Source organism: Marinobacter sp. AN1, assembly GCF_026013985.1.
Classification (GTDB): domain Bacteria; phylum Pseudomonadota; class Gammaproteobacteria; order Pseudomonadales; family Oleiphilaceae; genus Marinobacter; species Marinobacter segnicrescens.
Map to the genome: position 1 here is coordinate 1 of NZ_CP110342.1, position 18895 is coordinate 18895.

The following is an 18895-nucleotide window of genomic DNA, read 5'->3' on the forward strand; positions in this document are numbered from 1 at the left end:
GTGCCGCAGAGTATCTGGCATCAATGTCTTGAAGTACTCCGGGATGAGTTTCCGGCACAACAGTTCAATACCTGGCTAAGACCGCTTCAGCCGCAGCTGGATGAGGGCAACCTGGTGCTGTTTGCCCCTAACCGATTCGTGATGGACTGGGTCAACCAGAAATACCTGCGTCGTATAGAAGAGGTGATCAAGGATCTGGAAGGGGGGCAGGCACCCCGGGTAAACATGAAAGTCGGTTCCGCCTCGAAACTGTCGGGGCCAGGCAATGAGGGGGTTGGCGGCGTAACTGCGGCCAAGGCCCGCGCGGCTGTGACGTCCGGAACGGGTCAGGTGCCTCGCTCAATTCCGGTCGGTGAGGACAATTCCGGTCCCGTTACCGAGGAAGAGAAAGGGGTGGCTGCGTCGGTGCCGTCGTCCAGTCCGAAACGTTCGTCTGTCCAGGTGGAAGGAGACATCAAACACCAGTCTTTTCTCAACGAAGGATTCACCTTCGATACCTTCGTTGAAGGCAAGTCGAACCAACTGGCCCGGGCGGCATCCATGCAGGTGGCAGAAAACCCTGGTGGTGCCTATAACCCCCTGTTTCTCTACGGTGGGGTTGGCCTTGGTAAAACCCACCTGATGCACGCCATCGGAAACGAGATCGTTCGTCGAAATCCAGGGGCCAAGGTCGCGTACCTGCGTTCCGAACGTTTCGTCGCGGACATGGTCAAGGCGTTGCAGTTGAACGCCATTAATGAGTTCAAGCGCTACTATCGTTCGGTTGATGCATTGCTGATTGATGATATCCAGTTCTTTGCCCGCAAGGAGCGCTCCCAGGAGGAGTTTTTCCACACCTTCAATGCCTTGTTGGAAGGTGGGCAGCAGGTTATCGTTACCTGTGACCGGTTTCCCAAGGAAATTACGGACATGGAAGAGCGCCTGAAGTCCCGGTTCGGGTGGGGGCTGACGGTCATGGTGGAACCGCCGGAGCTGGAAACCCGTGTGGCCATCCTTATGAAGAAGGCCGAGCAGGCCAAGGTGCGACTGAGCAGCGAGGCTGCCTTTTTTATCGCCCAGAAAATCCGCTCCAATGTGCGGGAGCTTGAGGGGGCACTGCGCCTGGTGATTGCCAATGCCCACTTTACCGGATCGGAGATAACGCCGCCCTTTATCCGGGAGAGCCTTAAGGACCTGCTTGCGCTCCACGAAAAGCAGGTCAGTATCGACAATATCCAGCGCACGGTCGCGGAGTACTACAAAATCAAGGTGGCGGATCTGTTGTCCAAGCGCCGGACCCGTACCGTTACCCGGCCCCGGCAGATGGCTATGGCGCTGTCCAAGGAACTCACCAATCACAGTCTGCCGGAAATCGGCGATGCCTTTGGTGGCCGCGACCATACCACCGTCCTGCATGCCTGCAAGAAGATTGTTGAGCTGCGGGAAAGTGACCCGGGCATCCGGGAGGATTATCAGAATTTCATGCGTCTGCTGACCAGCTGACGTTGAGTGAATGATCGGAATACAGCCACAGGAACGTTGAGTGACATGAAACTGACCATCAGCCGAGAAGCCCTGCTCACGCCACTCCAGTCCATCGCCGGTGTCGTGGAGCGCAAGCAGACCATGCCAGTGCTTTCCAACGTCCTGTTGGTTGCCGAGGACAATCACCTGACCCTCACAGGCACCAATATGGAAGTGGAGCTCGTGGCCAGGGTAACGCCGGTTCATGTAGACCAGCCCGGGGCGATTACCGTGCCGGCCAGGAAACTGTCGGATATCTGTCGGGCCCTGGGAGATGAAGCTCCCATCGAGCTTGCCCTGGAGGGTGACCGCCTTCATCTTCGTTGTGGCGCCAGTCACTTTACGCTTTCAACCCTTCCGGCGCAGCACTTTCCCAACGTTGAAGATGAGGAGGCCAGTGTACGCCTGGATGTTCCCCAGAAAGAGCTGGGCCGGATGTTGGAAGCGACTGCGTTTGCCATGGCACAGCAGGACGTTCGTTACTACCTGAACGGCCTTTTGCTGGAGGTTTCTCCCGAATTCCTGCGCACGGTAGCGACCGATGGACACCGCTTGGCGATGGCCCATTTCGATATGGCGACCGGCGTTGACGAAGATCGACAGGTCATTGTGCCCCGCAAGGGTGTTCTTGAACTGGCCCGTTTGCTGGATGACGTCGAGGCGCCGGCAACCCTGGTGATCGGAGATAACCATCTGAGGGTTACGGTAGGAAGCTATACATTTACCTCCAAGCTCATTGAGGGCAAGTTCCCGGACTATAACCGTGTGATTCCCCGCGGTGGTGACAAGGTCGTGCTGGCTGACCGCTCGACACTCAAGAATACCCTGCAACGGGCGGGCATCCTGTCCCACGAGAATATCCGTGGTGTTCGCCTGCATTTGTCCCCGGACAAACTGGAAGTGTTCGCCAATAACCCGGACCAGGAACAGGCGGAAGATGCGCTTTCGGTTGAGTACCAGGGAGAAGCGCTTCAGATCGGGTTTAACGTGGGCTACCTTGTGGATGTCATGAATGCCCTGGATGATGATCAGGTACGGATCACATTGTCCAATCCAAACAGTAGTGCACTGATCGAGTCGGACAGTGATAGCCGCAGTCTTTACGTCGTCATGCCGATGCGATTGTAGCAGCCGCGCGAGCGCACTTTATAAAAGGAGGTGTCGGTGATGGCGAAAGTATCAGTTTCACAGGGATTGAAGGGCGCTCTGCGAATTGGTCAGACCATGACCGTCCTCGGGCGCACCGGGCTGGGCTGGCTAGGTGGTCACCGACCTCCTGCGCCACGGCTGTTGAGAGAGACCTTCGAATCCCTGGGGGCGACCTATATCAAGCTCGGCCAGTTCATAGCCAGCTCTCCGACGTTCTTTCCCCGGGAATATGTGGATGAATTTCAGGGCTGTCTGGATCGAACTCCGAGTATCCCCTTCAGTTCGATCCGACGCATCGTTCGGGAGGAACTGGGGCGCCCGCTAGAAGACGTCTACCGAGAGATTGACCCGGTACCACTGGCATCGGCGTCCATAGCCCAGGTCCATGCGGCGACGCTGGTGACGGGCGAAGAAGTGGTTATCAAGGTACAAAAGCCGGGGGTCGAGACAGTTCTGCTGACTGACCTGAATTTTCTTTACCTGTCTTCTCGGGTAGTGGAAACCCTGGCGCCTCGCCTCTCGTGGACATCGCTGTCCGGTATTGTCGAGGAGATCCAGCAGACCATGATGGAAGAGTGCGATTTCATCATGGAAGCCCGCAACCTGGATACCTTCCGAAATTTCCTGCAGAACACCCATAATGAGGATGTCGTGGTTCCCCGTGTCTACCACGACTACAGCACGCGCCGGGTGCTGACTATGGAGCGTTTCCATGGTGTTCCGCTGACCGACCTCGATACCATCCGCCGGGTTACCAACGATCCGGAGAGAACCCTGATTACGGCGATGAACACCTGGTTTGCCAGCCTGACCCAATGCGAGTTCTTCCATGCTGACGTACATGCCGGCAACCTTATGGTGCTTGACGATGGTCGTATTGGCTTTATCGACTTCGGAATCGTCGGTCGAATCCGGCCTCAGACCTGGCAGGCGGTTTCAGACTTTATTGCGGCTGTAATGGCAGGCAATTTTGAGGGTATGGCTGATGCCATGGTACGCATCGGGGTTACCCGGGAGTCGGTGAACGTCGATGCCCTCGCCCATGATCTGCAGCAGCTATACCGGAATATGGATCGTATGGTTCCGGATGAGTCCGCGACTGACTGGCAAGTCAACGAAGCCGATGATGAAGTGAACAACATCCTTATGGAAGTTGTGCGGATTGGTGAGGATCATGGTCTACATTTCCCCCGCGAGTTCGCCTTGTTGCTAAAACAGTTCCTCTATTTCGATCGTTACGTACACATCCTTGCCCCGGAGATGGACGTCTTTATGGACGATCGACTGACCATGCTGCACTGATGGCCCTGCTTTCCCTTCAGACTGAGAATTTTCGTAACCTTGCCCCAGGCCCGTTCAAGTTTTCCCCTTGGGTCAATCTGATCTACGGAGCGAACGGTAGTGGCAAAACCAGCTTGCTTGAAGCTATTGCCTATCTCGGGCTAGGGCGTTCTTTCCGTCAGAATCGTCACCAGGTGGTCTGCCGTGAAGGCCAGCAGCGGTTTGTGGTGTTCGGGGCAGTCTCGGAACGCAGTGTGCCAGCGGTGGTGGAGCTTGGTCGAGCGGACACGGCGACATCGGCAAGGCTGGGGTTTTCAAGGGATATTCAATCCCGGGAAACCCGTTTGCGTGTTAACGGGGAGAATGTCTACAGCTTGTCGGTGTTGGCTTCGCTGTTTCCGGTTTCCGTCATTGATCCCGGGGTTTTCGACATCGTTGCAGGTGGGCCTGGCAAGCGACGTCAGTTTCTGGACTGGTTGGTGTTCCACGTGGAACCTTCTTTTGCTCCGCTTTGGCAGCAATGCCAGAGAACCATATCACAGCGGAATCAGATCCTCAGAAGTGGTAGAATAGACGATCACCAGTTGCAGGTCTGGGACCGCCAGTTTGTCGAGCTGGCACAGCAGGTTGATGAGCTTCGGCTCAGGGTATTCTCAGAGTTTGCGACTCACCTTCGCTCGGTACTTGAGCAGGTTCATGGAGAATGGGCGGCAGCGCTGAAGGTCGAATACAGTCCGGGCTGGGATCGAAAGAAGGGACTCGCAACCACGTTGATCGAACATCGCGAGCAAGAACGCAAGGTTGGTCATACCCTTTATGGCCCTAACCGCGCTGATATAAGGCTTCGCTACCACGGTCATGCCGTGGCCGAGCTGTTTTCCCGCGGACAACAAAAAACCCTGGTTATTCTTATGAAGCTTAGTCAGGGCGAGGTATTGGCAACCCGGGGTAAACAGGTGACCTTTCTGCTCGACGATATTAATGCCGAGCTGGATCTGGTCCATCGCCGCCTGCTGGCAGAAAGGCTCAATCGCCTGGGTAGTCAGGTTTTCATGACAGCAATCGAGAGACCGGACCCTTCCCTCCTATGGGAGGTCCCGCCGTCGGACTACAAGATGTTCCACGTGAACATGGACGGCTAACGGAAGAACAAACCAGCGCTTCAGGAGCGTCCGAATGAGTGAACAGAGCTACAATTCCTCCAGTATCAAGGTTCTCAAGGGCCTGGATGCCGTGCGTAAACGCCCTGGCATGTACATTGGCGACACGGACGATGGCACCGGCCTGCACCATATGGTGTTTGAACTGGTGGACAACTCCATCGACGAAGCGCTGGCAGGCCACTGTTCCGAGATCGGCGTGGTGATCCATGCAGATGAGTCGGTAACCGTGAAGGACAACGGGCGCGGGATCCCAGTCGACCTCCATGAAGAGGAAGGGGTTTCCGCGGCAGAAGTCATCATGACTGTGCTCCATGCCGGTGGTAAGTTCGACGATAACTCCTACAAAGTCTCCGGTGGGCTGCACGGTGTTGGCGTCTCAGTGGTTAACGCCCTGTCTTCTTCCCTGAAGCTCACAATCCGTCGTGATAACCAGGTCCATGAGCAAACCTATACCCATGGGGTGCCCAATGGGCCTTTGTCCGTTGTTGGCGATACGGATCGTAGCGGTACTGAAGTACATTTCATCCCTTCCCCCGATACTTTCACCAGCATCGAATTCCACTATGACATCCTGGCGAAGCGCCTTCGTGAACTCGCCTTCCTGAATTCCGGTGTACGCATCCGACTACAGGACGAACGGAGTGGAAAGGAGGAAATTTTCGAATATGAAGGGGGCCTCCGGGCGTTCGTCGAACACCTCAACCAGAACAAGACGCCTCTGAACCGTGTATTCCATTTTGACCGGGAACGGGAAGACGGCATCGCAGTAGAAGTAGCGATGCAGTGGAACGACTCCTTCCAGGAAAATATCTACTCGTTTACCAACAATATTCCCCAGCGTGACGGTGGTACTCACCTCGCCGGGTTCCGTGCTGCGCTTACCCGCTCACTGAATAATTACATCGAACATGAAGGCCTGGGCAAGAAAGCCAAGGTGAACACCTCTGGTGACGATGCCCGGGAAGGACTTACCGCGATTGTCAGTGTGAAGGTGCCTGATCCGAAGTTCTCGTCGCAGACCAAGGACAAGCTGGTTTCTTCCGAGGTGAAAACCGCGGTCGAACAGGAGCTATACCAGAGCTTTTCGGATTACCTCCAGGAGCAGCCGAACGAAGCCAAGGCGATTGTGAACAAGATGATCGAAGCGGCACGGGCAAGGGAAGCTGCAAGAAAGGCCCGCGACATGACCCGTCGCAAGGGTGCCCTGGACATTGCCGGTCTTCCCGGAAAACTGGCTGACTGCCAGGAGAAAGACCCCGCACTCTCCGAATTGTTCATTGTGGAGGGTGACTCTGCGGGTGGCTCAGCCAAGCAGGGCCGTGAGCGTCGCACCCAGGCTATCCTGCCACTCAAGGGTAAGATCCTGAACGTGGAAAAGGCCCGGTTTGACAAGATGTTGTCATCTGTCGAGGTTGGGACGCTGATTACCGCGCTGGGTTGTGGTATCGGCCGGGAGGAGTTTGATCCCGACAAGCTGCGCTACCACTCCATCATCATCATGACCGACGCCGACGTGGATGGCTCCCACATCCGTACATTGCTGCTCACTTTCCTGTTTCGCCAGATGCGCGAAATTATCGAACGGGGACACGTCTTTATTGCTATGCCGCCCCTGTACAAGGTCAAGCGGGGTAAGCAGGAACAGTACCTGAAGGATGAGAAGGCAAAAGAGGCCTACCTTACCCAGACGGCTCTGGAGAACGCCCAGCTGTTCGTGAATCCGGAAGCACCGGCGATCAAGGATTCCGCGCTGGAAACCATGGTCAAGGACTATCAGGCGGTAATGGCCATGATTGACCGCCTGGCACGGGCATACCCGGAGATGGTATTGCGTCAGATGGTCTATAACACGACGTTGTCACCGGAAGATCTGTCCTCCGAAGAAGCGGTTACCCGTTGGGTTGGACGTCTCGGTGAAGGCCTCGACCTGGATACCCGTACTGGTACCAAGTACACCTTCTCGGTAGAGAGGGATTCGGAAAGGAACCTGTTCCTGCCCAAGGTGACCATCTACGTACATGGCATCCCTTACACCCACGTGTTCAGCCACGACTTCTTTGAGTCATCTTCCTACAAGGCAATCGCACGTTTGGGGGAAACCCTCGACGGCCTGATCGAAGATGGTGCCTATGTTCAGCGGGGTGAGCGTAAACAGGCGGTATTGAGCTTCGAAGGCGCCCTTGAGTGGCTGATGAAGGAAGCCCAGCGTGGCCTGAATATTCAGCGCTACAAGGGGCTTGGTGAAATGAACCCTGAGCAGCTGTGGGAAACCACCATGGATCCGGAAACCCGTCGGATGATGAAGGTGACGATCGAGGATGCCATCGCTGCGGATCAGATCTTCTCGACTTTGATGGGCGATGATGTAGAGCCACGGCGTAACTTCATACAAACCAACGCCCTGGCGGTTACCAACCTTGATGTGTAAATGACACCGTCATAAAAAAGCCCCGGAAAGGCCTGTCCTTCCGGGGCTTTTTATTGGGCGGCTCGCCACCCACAGAACGATCAAGTTGCGGAACTGGTGGCCTTATGGGCGACGGCCAGCTTGCCGCTGGCAACAGGTAACAAATAGGCTTGTAGAAGGTCACGAATCTGATTGGCAAAGTCTTCCACAGACACACCCTGCTCCCGGTACTTGCGACGCTTCAGGTACCAATCCTGCATCATTGCCTTGATGAGGGAAGACAGCAGGCGGGCGTTGATCTGCCGGAAAACGCCCTGTTCGATTCCTTCCGAAATAATGTTGCAGAAGATGGTTTCGATCTCCCTTTCAGTGGCAACCGCATTCTGTTTTTCCACTGGCGGCAGGCTCTTAGCTTCCATATAGGAAAAGTAAAACCAGGGCCGGATCAGTTCACTGAGAAAGACGTGGGCGCGGATCGCCTGGGAGAGTTTTTCCACTGGATCCCGGATGTCCGCTATGTACTGTAGCACAGTACGTCGGGTCAGTTTGAAGCCATGACTCTGGATGAGGTGAATCAGGTCATCCTTGTTGCGGATATAGGCATAAAGCCCTCCCATGCTGAGTCCTGAGTCGGAACACAGGTCGCGCAGGGTCATAGCATGAAAGCCCTTGGAATTGGCCAGCCGCAAGGTGGAATCAATAATCCGCGCCAGGTTCCTTGTGGCGGTGGTTTCTTTCTTGATACGGATCTTGTCCGTATTTTCCTGGTACAGCTCCCTGCAAATCTCTTCTTTGGAGAGACTCAGTTCTGCCTTGAATGTCTCAAAATCCTGAATCATGGTGTGCTCGCCCGCTTGCGAAGTGAGCAGTATACGACAGCCACAGGGCTTATGCCGAGTCGACCTTCGCAGGATGTGGCCTGGATCCCTGCCCGCCAAACGAAGCCAGGGACACGACCCTTATGCCACTGACAGATAACGCTCCTGGGTCTCGTGATCATTGCGCAGATCATCGCTGGTGGCCTCATGCACGACCTTACCCCGTTCCAGGATGAACGCGCGTTGGGCGTGCTTCAATGCAAAATGGACACTCTGATCTGTAAACACGATCGTCGTGGTCTTGCTGAGTTCATCGATGAGCCTGCCGATCTGCTGGACAATAACCGGTGCCAACCCTTCGTTGGGCTCGTCCAGCAGTAATACCCTGGGCTGGATCATCAACGACCGGGCTACTGTCAGCATCTGTTGTTGACCACCGGAGAGGGTATCACCATCCTGGTTGACCAGTTCAGCCAGCATGGGGTACTCGTCCAGGACACGCTCCACGGTCCACGCTGGCGTCTCCCCGGAGCGGCGATACTCAGCAACCTCAAGGTTCTCCCTCACGGTAAGGCCGGGGAAAATACGCCGGTCCTCCGGAACATAGCCAATACCCATCCGGGCTATTTTGTGGGCGGGTTTACCCGAAATAGTCTGGCCATCAAAGACGATGGTCCCCTTGCGGGGGGGCGTTAAGCCGATGATGCTCTTGAGCGTGGTGCTCTTGCCGGCGCCGTTGCGGCCAAGGAGGCAGACGGTCTCGCCCTCATTGACTGAAAAGCTGAGTCCCTGCAGTGCCAGGCTTTCTCCGTAATAGGTGTGGATATCGTTCACTTCCAGAATCATGCGCTGGCCTCCTCTTCCTCTTCTTCGCCCAGATAGGCACGACGTACCTCCGGATGGGCTTTCACCTCGTCCGGCGTTCCGACGAACAGGTTCTCACCCCGGTGCATCACCAGGATGCGGTCTGCCAGACCAAACACCACGTCCATATCATGCTCGGTAATGAGAAAGGTGTACTCGCCGGTATCCGCCAGTTGCCGGATCAGTGAGGTGGTACGCTTTGTTTCATCCGGGGTCATACCCGCTGTCGGCTCGTCCAGCAACACCAGGTGTGGACGGGTAGCAAGTACCACGGCGATCTCCAGCAGGCGTTTGTCACCATAGCTGATGACCTCGGCGCGGCGATCGGCCAGTTCAAGGATTTGCAACTTGGCCAGCAGTTCCCTCGCCTCTTCCTGAACGGCCTTGTTACGACTGGCGAAGTTGAACAGCTTGCGGCTGTGGCCGTGAAAGGCGGTGACCGCAACTTCCACGTTTTCCTGGACGGTCATTTCCGGAAAGATGTTGTTGATCTGGAAAGACCGGGAAACCCCCATCCGGCTGATCTTGTGGGGAGGCAGGCCGGTAATGTCCTGCCCCTCAAGCTCGATCTTGCCCTCGGTGGGTGTCATACGCCCGGAGACCATGTTGTAGAAGGTCGTCTTGCCGGCACCGTTGGGGCCGATAATCGCCACGGTTTCCTGCGGCTGTATTTCCAGGTTGATGTCCGAAACGGCGGTATTGCCACCGAAACGCTTGGTCAGATTGCTGATTTTGAGGATTGGATCAGTCATTTTTATTCATCCACCAGTCCAGGAAGGTGCCGAGAACACCCTTGCGGAAGAACATCACCATCAGCGCCAGCACAATGCCCAGGAACAGCATCCAGGACTCGGTGAAGCTGGTGATCCAGGTTTCCAGCAGCACGAACATGGCTGCGCCGACAAACGGACCCAGGAAATATCCGGTACCGCCCAGGATGGACATGAGCACCGGCTCCGCGGACATGGACCAGTGCATCAGCTCCGGACTCGCGACCCGCAGGAAGGGTGCAATCAGTGCACCGGCCAGGCCGGCGAAGATGCCGCCGATGGTGAACGATGCCAGGCGATAGCTACGGATGTTCAGGCCACAGAAGGAGACCCGCTCGGGATTTTGCCGGATGGCCTTGAGGATCATGCCAAAGGAGCTACGGCTGATGATGTACAGGATGAGCGCTGCAATACCAACCACGACCAATGTGACGTGGTAATAAACCGCCGGGTTACCGATGGTCAGATCCAGTCCGAGGCCGAACTCCTTGATGCGGAAGCCGGCAATGCCGTCACTGCCATTGGTCACATCCCGCCAGGAGTGTGCGATGGTGAACACCATCATGCCAAAGGCCAGGGTCAGCATAGCGAAGTAAACCTCGCTGAGCCGCACACAGAGAAAACCGATAACCAGGGCCAGGAGACCGGACAGGGCCATGGCAGCAAAGAGTGTATAGACGAAAGGCCAGTCCTGGTGCAGTAACAGCATGGCGGTGGTATAGGCCCCCATGCCGAAGTAGGCGGCGTGGCCAAAACTCAGCATCCCCGTATAACCGAAGATGAGGTTGAAGCTCACCGCAAACAGTCCGAGGATCAGAATCTCGGTAAAGATAAAGATATAGAAGAACGGAGCGTACCAGGGGAGCGCAATCAGCAGTGCGATGGCCACCAGCAGGACCCCGAGGAGGATATTCTGCTTCATGCGTTGGCTCCTTTGCCCATCAGTCCGGTGGGTTTGAACAGCAGCACCAGGGCCATACCCAGGAACGGCAGCAGCAGGTTGAACTCAGGGAAATAACGGCCACCAAAGCCGTAGATGGCGCCCAGGATCAGAGCGCCAAGCAAGGCGCCGGGGAAGCTGCCCAGGCCGCCAATGACCACCACAATGAAGGACTCGATGATGATCTTGTCGCCCATGCCGGGGTCAATGGTACGCATCGGGGCTGCAATCACACCGCCAACACCGGCCAGCCAGGCGCCGAAGGCGAAGACCCCGGTAACCACCATGCGTGTGTTGATGCACAGGGCTTCCGCCATGTCGCGGTCGAGGGCTGCGGCACGCATGATCTTGCCAACGCGTGTGCGGTTGAACAGGTACCAGAGCCCGGCCAGGATCACCAGGCCCGAAAAAATCACAAACAGACTGTACACCGGGTAGGAGCCACCCAGAAGGCTCACGGTGCCCTGAAGGGCGTCCGGCGGATAGACCGCCTGGATATTGGAGCCAAAGATGCTGCGGATGCTTTCCGCAATGATCAGCAAAATGGCAAATGTCAGCAGAAGGCTGTCGGCTACGTCCCTGTGGTAAATAAATCTCAGCATAAGCCGGTCAATAACGACGGCAATCACCGCAACACCCAATGGCGCGATAATCAGCGCCACCCAGAAGGATAATCCCGCCAGGGACATCAGGGTGTAAGCCAGGTAGGCACCGAGCATATACAGGGCACCATGGGCGAAATTGATGATGTTAAGCACCCCGAACACGATGTTCAGCCCCACTGCGATCACAAACAGCAGCAGGCCCATCTCGAGGCTGTTGAGTAGTGCGGGACCCAGGCCAGACATAGGCACCTCTATAAGGAGAAATGGAAGACTGGAGGGCCGGCAACTAGCCGGCCCTCCACCGGTTGCGCGTCGCTGTCATTACAGGGAGCAGCCGGTCTCCTCAGGTGCCCTTGAGATGTCCTCGCCGTCAAAGACCTGGATATCGGTCAGGGTCCGGATACCGTGTTCCGGATGCATCGGACCGGTTTTACCCCAGGTGGGAGAAACCATGGCCTGGTTGTCGGCCTTGCGGAAGGTCACCGTGCCATTCGTTGCCTCCATGGTCATGCCGGACAGCGCCTTGGCAACCGCCGGGCCGTCGGTGGTTCCGGCGGCTTCCATCGCCTGCTTGTAGGCGTAGATGGCCGAGTAGGCACCCTGTGCGTTATAGCTAGGGGCATGGTCGTAGCGATCCATGTAGGCCTTGACGAACTTCTGGTTGAGCTCATTATCGTAGGCGTCATACCAGTAGCGGGTAGAAAGCCAGACGCCTTCCGGCATGCGGTCGCCCAGGGCGTCCAGCACCTCGGTGGCGGCGCCTACCGTGAACATCAGCTCATAGCCCTGATCGAAGAACCCCAGGTTGGTAGCCTGGCGCACAAAGTTAACCAGGTCGCCGCCCCAGACCGAGATAATGACCCCGTCGGGATCCGCATCCATAATGCCATTGATGAACGGAGTAAAGTCTTCGGCACCGAACCGCGGGAAGGCGGTCTGTTCCATCAGCTCGACATCCGGCTTCAGCTCTTTCAGGTAGTTGCCGAAGTATTCCCAGGTCTGGTGACCAAAGGCGTAATCCGGGCCAATGGTGGTCCACCGTTTGGCATCGGTCTTTGCGGCAATGCGGGCCGCGGCCTTCTGGTTTTGCGGTACGTTGACGCTGATACGGTAGGTAAACTCGTTGCAGAGGTTGCCGGTGACATCGGGTGTTGCGGCGTGGGTGATAATGAATGGTTTCTGCAACTCTGGCACCGTTGGCACCATGCCCTGGGCGACACCGGAGCTGTCCAGGCCCAGCAATGCATCGACATTGTCCTGGTAGGCGAGTTTGCGGGCAGCCTGGATAGCCGTAGCCGCCTTGCCCTGACTGTCTTCGAAGGTGACTTCGACTTGCCTTCCGAGGATGCCACCGCTCTGGTTAATTTCGTCGATGGCGAGGTTGATGCCCTCCTGCGCAAACTCACCATAGGTGGCCGCGCTGCCGGAGAGGATGTAGATACCACCGAAGTGGATGGGATGATCGTCAGCCATAACGCCCCCTGCGCCAAGGCTGAGGGTGGCGGCGGTCATGGCGGATACCATGAGATTTTTCGGATTGAACGTCTTCATAGGGGATTGCTCCTCGTTGTTGTCTTTGTTGTCACTGGAAGCGACTTTCCGGATACCTTCCCCGGGAGTCTGCGCGATGTCTGTCGCCCAGGTTCCCGGGTTGTCCAGGACCTCCCTGTAATCAGTTGTCGTTCGAGTTGTGAATGAATTTGGGGCAACGGCCCCGCCTCAGTCTCCCAGCTGCTCCCGCAGCAGGTTCTTGCGAATCTTGCCGGTAGCGGTCTTGGGCAGCTCACCGATGACTACCCGTTTGGGCACCTTGAACCGGGCCAGCTTCTCCCGGCAGTGGGCGATGATGGCGTCCTCGGTGAGGCTGCCATCATCGTTGACCGGCGCGACGAAGGCACAGGGCACCTCTCCCCACTTCTCGTCGGCCATGGCCACCACCGCTGCTTCCGACACGTCCGGGTGCAGGTAGAGGGCTTCCTCCACCTCCAGGCTGGAAATGTTCTCTCCCCCGGAAATAATGATGTCCTTGGCCCGGTCCCGGATCTCTATATAGTTGTCCGGGTGCACCACCGCCAGGTCGCCGGAATTGAACCAACCGCGGTTGAATGCCTTTTCGGTGGCGTCTGGATTCTTCAGGTAGCCCTTCATCACCGTATTGCCCCGGATACAGATCTCCCCCAGGGTTTGTCCATCGTGGGGTACAGGTTCCCCGGTGTCCCGGTCCAGCACGGTGATTTCATCCACAGAGAGTGTCTGCACACCCTGACGGGACATCTTCACCGCTTTCTGTTCCAGGGGCAGGTCTGCCCATTCCGGTTGCGGCACGCAGAGACTTGCCGGACCGTAGGATTCCGTCAGGCCATAGAGGTGGGTAATCACGAAGCCGATTTCCTCTGCCTTGCGGATCACGGCACTCGGGGGTGCGGCACCGCCAAGGGCGAACTGGGCCGGGAATGACAGCCGCCTGCCCTGACGGCCAAGTTCCGTCAGTACCATGTTGAGGACGATGGGGGCACCGCACATATGGGTAACGCCGTAGCGTTCAATACGCTGGTAGATATCGTCCGCATCCACCTTGCGCAGGCACACATGGGTACCGCCAACGGCGGTGATGGCCCAGGTATAACCCCAGCCGTTGCAGTGGAACATTGGGAGGGTCCACAGATAGACGGTCTGGTCGTTCATGTTGAAGGCCATGGCATCGCTCATGGCGGCCAGGTAGGCACCCCGGTGGTGGTAGACCACCCCTTTTGGGTTACCGGTGGTACCGGAGGTGTAGTTAAGGCTGATGGCGTCCCACTCATCACGGGGGCCGGACCAGGCGGCATCGGGGTTGCCAGAGACGAGCAGGGCTTCATAGTCCTGGCCGGCAAGGCCGTCGGTAGGGCCGGCGTCCCGTTCAATGGCGATCAGTAATGGCGGGTGATCCACAGAGGCCAGGGTCTCCCGTACCACCGGTTCAAACTCGGTGTCGTACATCAGCACCCGGGCTTCGCCGTGGTTGAGGATAAAACCCAGGGTGGCGGCATCAAGCCGAATGTTGAGGGTATTGAGTACGGCCCCTGCCATGGGTACGCCGTAGTGGGCTTCCAGCATCTCGTGGCTGTTCGGGCAGAGCATCGCTACGGTATCGTCGTGGCCGATTCCGGCGTCCGCCAGGGCGCTGGCCAGGCGGGTGCTCCGCTCCAGCAGTTGCTGGTAGCTGAGGGTCATGTCATCGTCGATGACCGCAGTCTTGTGGGGATAGACAGTGGCCGAACGCCTGAGAAAACTCACCGGACTCAGGGTGGCGTAGTTGGCCACGGTTTTGCCCAGTTCATTGTATTTGTTCATGGGTCCAACCGTTTTATGTCTGTACTGTTACGCTACATACCGATTAGCGGATGTTTCTTTTCCAGCGGCGATACTCATTGCTTAATTTTTGTTCTTTCATCCCCCTGAAATTAGAGCGAGCGTTCGAAATACGCAATGAGAAACCTGATTGATTTTTTCTATCGGGGGAGGTTGTCAGAGGTAGTGCTTTTCAGGAATCGAGGCTATACCGGATTTTCAGCGATAGTAAGTGCTAACAATCATACTTTCGTATAAATGGGTGGGTCTCACTACCAGATGGCGGCACACCCGAGTGAGGGCAGCTCAACTGCCCTTGTTGCCCTGCCCGCTGGCGGCCGGAGAGATGACCTCTTCCAGGGTGTGCCCGGTGAGCCGGCGAATGGTACGCCACAGGTAGAAGAAGATGGCAATCATCATCACCATGGAGGGAATGGCGATCATCGGATAGCTCACCAGGGTCATGCGGCCAAGCTCTTCATTGAACGCCTGGGTACCAGAGGGGCTGGTGACGATCCAACGGGCCAGAATGTAATTCATGATTGCGGAGAACAGGAAGGTACCGGCGAAGAAGTAACTGGCCTTCATCAGCCGGTTCTCGAACTCCGCTTCGCAGCCCCTTTCCTGCAGGGACTGCTGGATCTTGTCCACATCGAGTACATTGGGGTTGTAAAGCAGTGTGCGCACCAGCGGGTATTTGGTGCGGGTGGATATCAGTACAGCCAGGCCGATCACCAGGGGCACGGCCGCTTCCTTGACTGCCAGCCACTGGGCATCAATCTCCATAAGACCAATGCCCCCGGTCAGCCCCACGCTGATCACCCCCAGCACCGCAATGAAGTTTTTCTTGCGATACCGGACAAGTTCAAACAGACCCCACCCCAGTGGAAACGCCAGACCGATCAGCAGCGCCCAGGTATTGCCCAGGTATTCATCACCACTCAGTTTCATCAGGATGACCGAGGGAATGATGATACTGACCAGCAGGTCCACCCAGGGGCGGGGCTTGTGGTCGGGGATATCCTTGCGAGCTGTTGTCATATGGGTGGCCCGGGCCTGGTTCTGGAATGAGATGTCTTGTCCGCCTTACCCGACTGTGGACAGGGCCAGGCATTGGTTCAGACCGGATCATACCATGTTGGTTTCCATCGCATCGATCCGGTGGGTGTGTAGCGGGTTTCACTATCGGGCAGAGCGCTCTCAAACAGTGCATGTACCACCCGGAGACAGGTCCAGGCCTATATTGTTACCTTTAATGAACACCGTTGGCGTTGTTTCAGACGTAATATAAGTTCTTGTAAAATAAAAATTTATTAAAATTCCTGTTCGCTTTGGCCGGGGATTGGCCTTTCGGTTGCATACACATTTGGCAACAAACCTGCCGAGGAGTATGCAAAATGGATCGTCGTCACTTTCTGAAGGGAGCCGCAAGCCTGGGGCTGGGCGCCAGCCTGCTGCCATACCTCAAGGTATTGCCTGCCAGCGCTGCGACCAGCGAAACCGCCGTAGTGGTATTTGGCGGCACCATCAACAGCCTGGATATTCACCGCAGTGGTACCAACCGGGACAGCTACCAGGTGGCCATCAACTGTTATGACCGCCTGGTGACCTTTGGCACCAAGACCCTCGATGATGGCTCCCTGAGCTACGACTACGACAACGTGCAGCCAGAGCTGGCGGAGTCCTGGGAGATCAGCGGGGATGGCACCGTCATGACCTTCTTCCTGCGCAAGGGCGCCACCTTCTGGGATGGCAAGCCGGTTACCGCCCACGATGTGAAATGGTCCTTTGACCGCTCCGTGTCCCTTGGTGGGTTTCCTACCGTTCAGATGAAAGCCGGGCGGCTGGAGTCACCGGAGCAGTTCGAGGTCGTGGATGAACACACTTTCCGCATTACCCTGCCGTTCTCGTCCAAGCTGGCGCTGCCGGACCTGGCCACGCCGATACCGGTGGTGATCAACTCGGAAGTGGCCCGGGCCCATGCCACCGAGGCAGACCCCTGGGCCACGGAGTACCTGCACCGCAACCCGGCCGGCTCGGGGGCGTACAAGGTCGCCCGCTGGGATGCCGGCCAACAACTGGTATACGAGCGTAATGAGGACTGGAAAGGTGGCGCCCTGCCCGGTTATCAGCGGGTAATCCTGCGGGAGGTACCGTCCCAGGCCACCCGGCGAGCACTCCTGGAAAGAGGCAGTATTACGGCGGCCCACAACATTCCCAACAAGGACGCGAAGGAACTGGCCAGTCGTCCGGACATCCAGGTGGTCAGTTCGCCCATCGAGAACTGCATTTATTGCCTGTGCCCCAACCTGGATTTCGAGCCCTTCAAGGACAAGCGCGTGCGCCAGGCCATTGCCTGGGCGGTGCCCTATGAGCGGATCTTTGAACAGGCGGCCTACGGCCTGGGTGTCCCCACCTGGGGCGGATCGAAAACCGTTGACGACATTGCCTGGCCCCGTCGCTCGCCCTACTCCACCAATCTCGACAAGGCCAGGGCCTTGCTGGCTGAAACCGGGTACAAGGACGGTTTCACCGTACCCCTGTCGTTCAACCTTTCCCATGCAGACTGGGCCGAACCCGCTGCGCTGTTGATACAGCAGAGCCTGGCCCAGATCGGCATAGAGGTCACCATCGAAAAGATCCCCGGTGCCAACTGGCGAACCATCGCCCTGGTGGAGAAGCGTCTTCCCCTGCATCTTGAGAACTTCGGCGGCTGGCTCAACACCCCGGACTATTACTTCTACTGGGCCTATATCAAGGGCAACCTTTTTAACTCATCCAACTACGACAATGCCGAAATGGCGAAGCTGGTGGACGATACCCTGGACATGGCCATGGACCACCCGCAGTACGCACCCAACGTCAAGCGGATGATCGAGCTGGCCCAGGAGGATGTGCCCCGCATCCCCTTATGGCAGCCAACGCTTAACGTGGCACTGACCAATGGCGCAAACGGCTACCAGTTCTGGTTCCATCGCCAGATGGATATTCGCTCCCTGAAACCTGCCTGACCTGGTCACAAAAGGAGAAAGCGCCATGTCCCTGGCCCTCAAAGCCCGCAAGGTTGGCTTGCGCCTGCTGGAAGCGATTCCAACGGTCATCGGTATTCTGGTGGTTTGCTTTTTGCTGACCCGGGCGCTGCCTGGTGATCCGGCCGCGTATTTTGCCGGACCCATGGCAGATGCGGAGTCCATTGAACAGGTGCGACGCAACCTGGGCCTGGACCAGCCGTTACCGGTGCAGTTCGTGAACTATGTGACCGATCTGCTGACCGGCAACCTGGGCATGGCAATTTCCACCGGTCAGCCGGTGGTGGCGGAGCTGGCGACCCGGCTCCCTGCGTCGCTGGAGCTGACCCTCGGAGCACTGCTGCTGTCCTTCCTGATCGCCGTTCCCCTTGGGGTGATGGCAGCTACCCGGCCCAATACCTGGGTTGACCACCTGTGTCGCTTCCTGGTCACCGCCGGGGTGTCCCTGCCCACCTTTTTTACCGGCCTGGCCCTGATGTACATCTTCTATTACCTGCTGGGCTGGGCACCTGCGCCCATGGGCCGGATCGATATGATGTACCTGCCGCCAGAGACGGTAACCGGCTTCTACACCATCGATACACTGATCGCCGGTGACTGGGAAACCTTCCGTGCCGCGATTGCCCAGATGGCACTGCCGCTGATCACCCTGGCCCTCTTCACCCTGGCTCCCATTGCCCGGATGACCCGTGCTGCGATGCTGCAGACCCTGGGCAGCGAGTTTGTTCGCACCGCCCGCGCGGCCGGCCTTAACGGGCGCCGCGTGCTGGTCACCTATGCCTTTCGCAACGCCCTGCTGCCGGTGGTGACCACCCTTGGCATGGTGTTTTCCTTCCTGCTGGGGGCCAACGTACTGGTGGAGAAAGTGTTTGCCTGGCCGGGCATCGGTTCCTTTGCGGTGGAGGCACTGGTGGTATCGGACTACGCGGCGGTGCAGGGTTTTGTGCTCTCCATGGCGTTGCTGTTTGTACTGCTCAACCTGTTGATTGATGTGATCTACACCCTGATTGATCCCCGAGTGGGGGAGGAGAGCTGA

At 57.3% G+C, this 18895-nt stretch carries 15 protein-coding genes; 7 read left to right on the forward strand and 8 right to left on the reverse strand.

The features are described 5' to 3' along the window. The 5 genes from dnaA to gyrB are packed head-to-tail and all read left to right on the forward strand — an operon-like array spanning position 1 to position 7524. Positions 1-1482, forward strand: coding sequence for a chromosomal replication initiator protein DnaA (gene dnaA, locus LJ360_RS00005; RefSeq protein WP_091850792.1), 1482 nt, complete (start codon positions 1-3; stop codon positions 1480-1482). Between the two features lie 45 nt (positions 1483-1527). Continuing rightward, a complete protein-coding gene (dnaN, locus tag LJ360_RS00010) occupies positions 1528-2631 on the forward strand; it encodes a DNA polymerase III subunit beta (RefSeq protein ID WP_091850790.1) in 1104 nt (367 codons plus the stop codon). A gap of 39 nt (positions 2632-2670) precedes the next feature. Beyond that, positions 2671-3954 (forward strand): ABC1 kinase family protein, encoded by a 1284-nt coding sequence (locus LJ360_RS00015; RefSeq protein WP_091850789.1) that lies wholly within the window; start codon positions 2671-2673, stop codon positions 3952-3954. After that, positions 3954-5075 carry a DNA replication/repair protein RecF gene (gene recF, locus LJ360_RS00020; protein WP_264994881.1) on the forward strand — a complete coding sequence of 374 codons (1122 nt, stop codon included), beginning with the start codon at positions 3954-3956 and terminating at the stop codon, positions 5073-5075. Before LJ360_RS00015 ends, recF begins: the two co-directional genes overlap by 1 nt. A gap of 34 nt (positions 5076-5109) precedes the next feature. After that, on the forward strand, positions 5110-7524 hold the full coding sequence (gene gyrB, locus LJ360_RS00025) for a DNA topoisomerase (ATP-hydrolyzing) subunit B (protein ID WP_264994882.1): 2415 nt from the start codon (positions 5110-5112) through the stop codon (positions 7522-7524). Positions 7525-7604: 80 nt separating this feature from the next. Here the strand turns inward: gyrB and LJ360_RS00030 are convergent, their stop codons facing one another. The 8 genes from LJ360_RS00030 to LJ360_RS00065 all read right to left on the reverse strand — a co-directional run bounded on the left by LJ360_RS00030 (position 7605) and on the right by LJ360_RS00065 (position 15871). Then, on the reverse strand, positions 7605-8342 hold the full coding sequence (locus LJ360_RS00030; protein ID WP_264994883.1) for a TetR/AcrR family transcriptional regulator: 738 nt from the start codon (positions 8340-8342) through the stop codon (positions 7605-7607). Between the two features lie 120 nt (positions 8343-8462). Next, on the reverse strand, positions 8463-9167 hold the full coding sequence (locus LJ360_RS00035) for an ABC transporter ATP-binding protein (RefSeq protein WP_091850781.1): 705 nt from the start codon (positions 9165-9167) through the stop codon (positions 8463-8465). After that, positions 9164-9937, reverse strand: a complete 774-nt coding sequence (locus tag LJ360_RS00040; RefSeq protein ID WP_091850779.1) for an ABC transporter ATP-binding protein — start codon at positions 9935-9937, stop codon at positions 9164-9166. Before LJ360_RS00040 ends, LJ360_RS00035 begins: the two co-directional genes overlap by 4 nt. Further along, positions 9930-10877 carry a branched-chain amino acid ABC transporter permease gene (locus tag LJ360_RS00045; RefSeq protein WP_091850777.1) on the reverse strand — a complete coding sequence of 316 codons (948 nt, stop codon included), beginning with the start codon at positions 10875-10877 and terminating at the stop codon, positions 9930-9932. The genes LJ360_RS00040 and LJ360_RS00045 overlap by 8 nt, the downstream gene beginning before the upstream one ends. Next, positions 10874-11743, reverse strand: a complete 870-nt coding sequence (locus LJ360_RS00050) for a branched-chain amino acid ABC transporter permease (protein ID WP_091850775.1) — start codon at positions 11741-11743, stop codon at positions 10874-10876. The genes LJ360_RS00045 and LJ360_RS00050 overlap by 4 nt, the downstream gene beginning before the upstream one ends. 78 nt (positions 11744-11821) lie before the next feature. Continuing rightward, entirely contained in the window at positions 11822-13051 is a 1230-nt protein-coding gene (locus LJ360_RS00055; protein ID WP_091850773.1) for an ABC transporter substrate-binding protein, read from the reverse strand. A gap of 168 nt (positions 13052-13219) precedes the next feature. Beyond that, positions 13220-14833, reverse strand: a complete 1614-nt coding sequence (locus LJ360_RS00060; RefSeq protein ID WP_091850771.1) for a long-chain-fatty-acid--CoA ligase — start codon at positions 14831-14833, stop codon at positions 13220-13222. A gap of 303 nt (positions 14834-15136) precedes the next feature. Beyond that, positions 15137-15871: a VC0807 family protein gene (locus LJ360_RS00065; RefSeq protein WP_091850769.1), complete on the reverse strand. Its 735-nt coding sequence runs from the start codon at positions 15869-15871 to the stop codon at positions 15137-15139. Between the two features lie 356 nt (positions 15872-16227). Between LJ360_RS00065 and LJ360_RS00070 the strand changes: the two genes are divergently transcribed. After that, positions 16228-17841: an ABC transporter substrate-binding protein gene (locus LJ360_RS00070; RefSeq protein WP_264994884.1), complete on the forward strand. Its 1614-nt coding sequence runs from the start codon at positions 16228-16230 to the stop codon at positions 17839-17841. Positions 17842-17866: 25 nt separating this feature from the next. Further along, on the forward strand, positions 17867-18895 hold the full coding sequence (locus tag LJ360_RS00075; protein ID WP_091850765.1) for an ABC transporter permease: 1029 nt from the start codon (positions 17867-17869) through the stop codon (positions 18893-18895).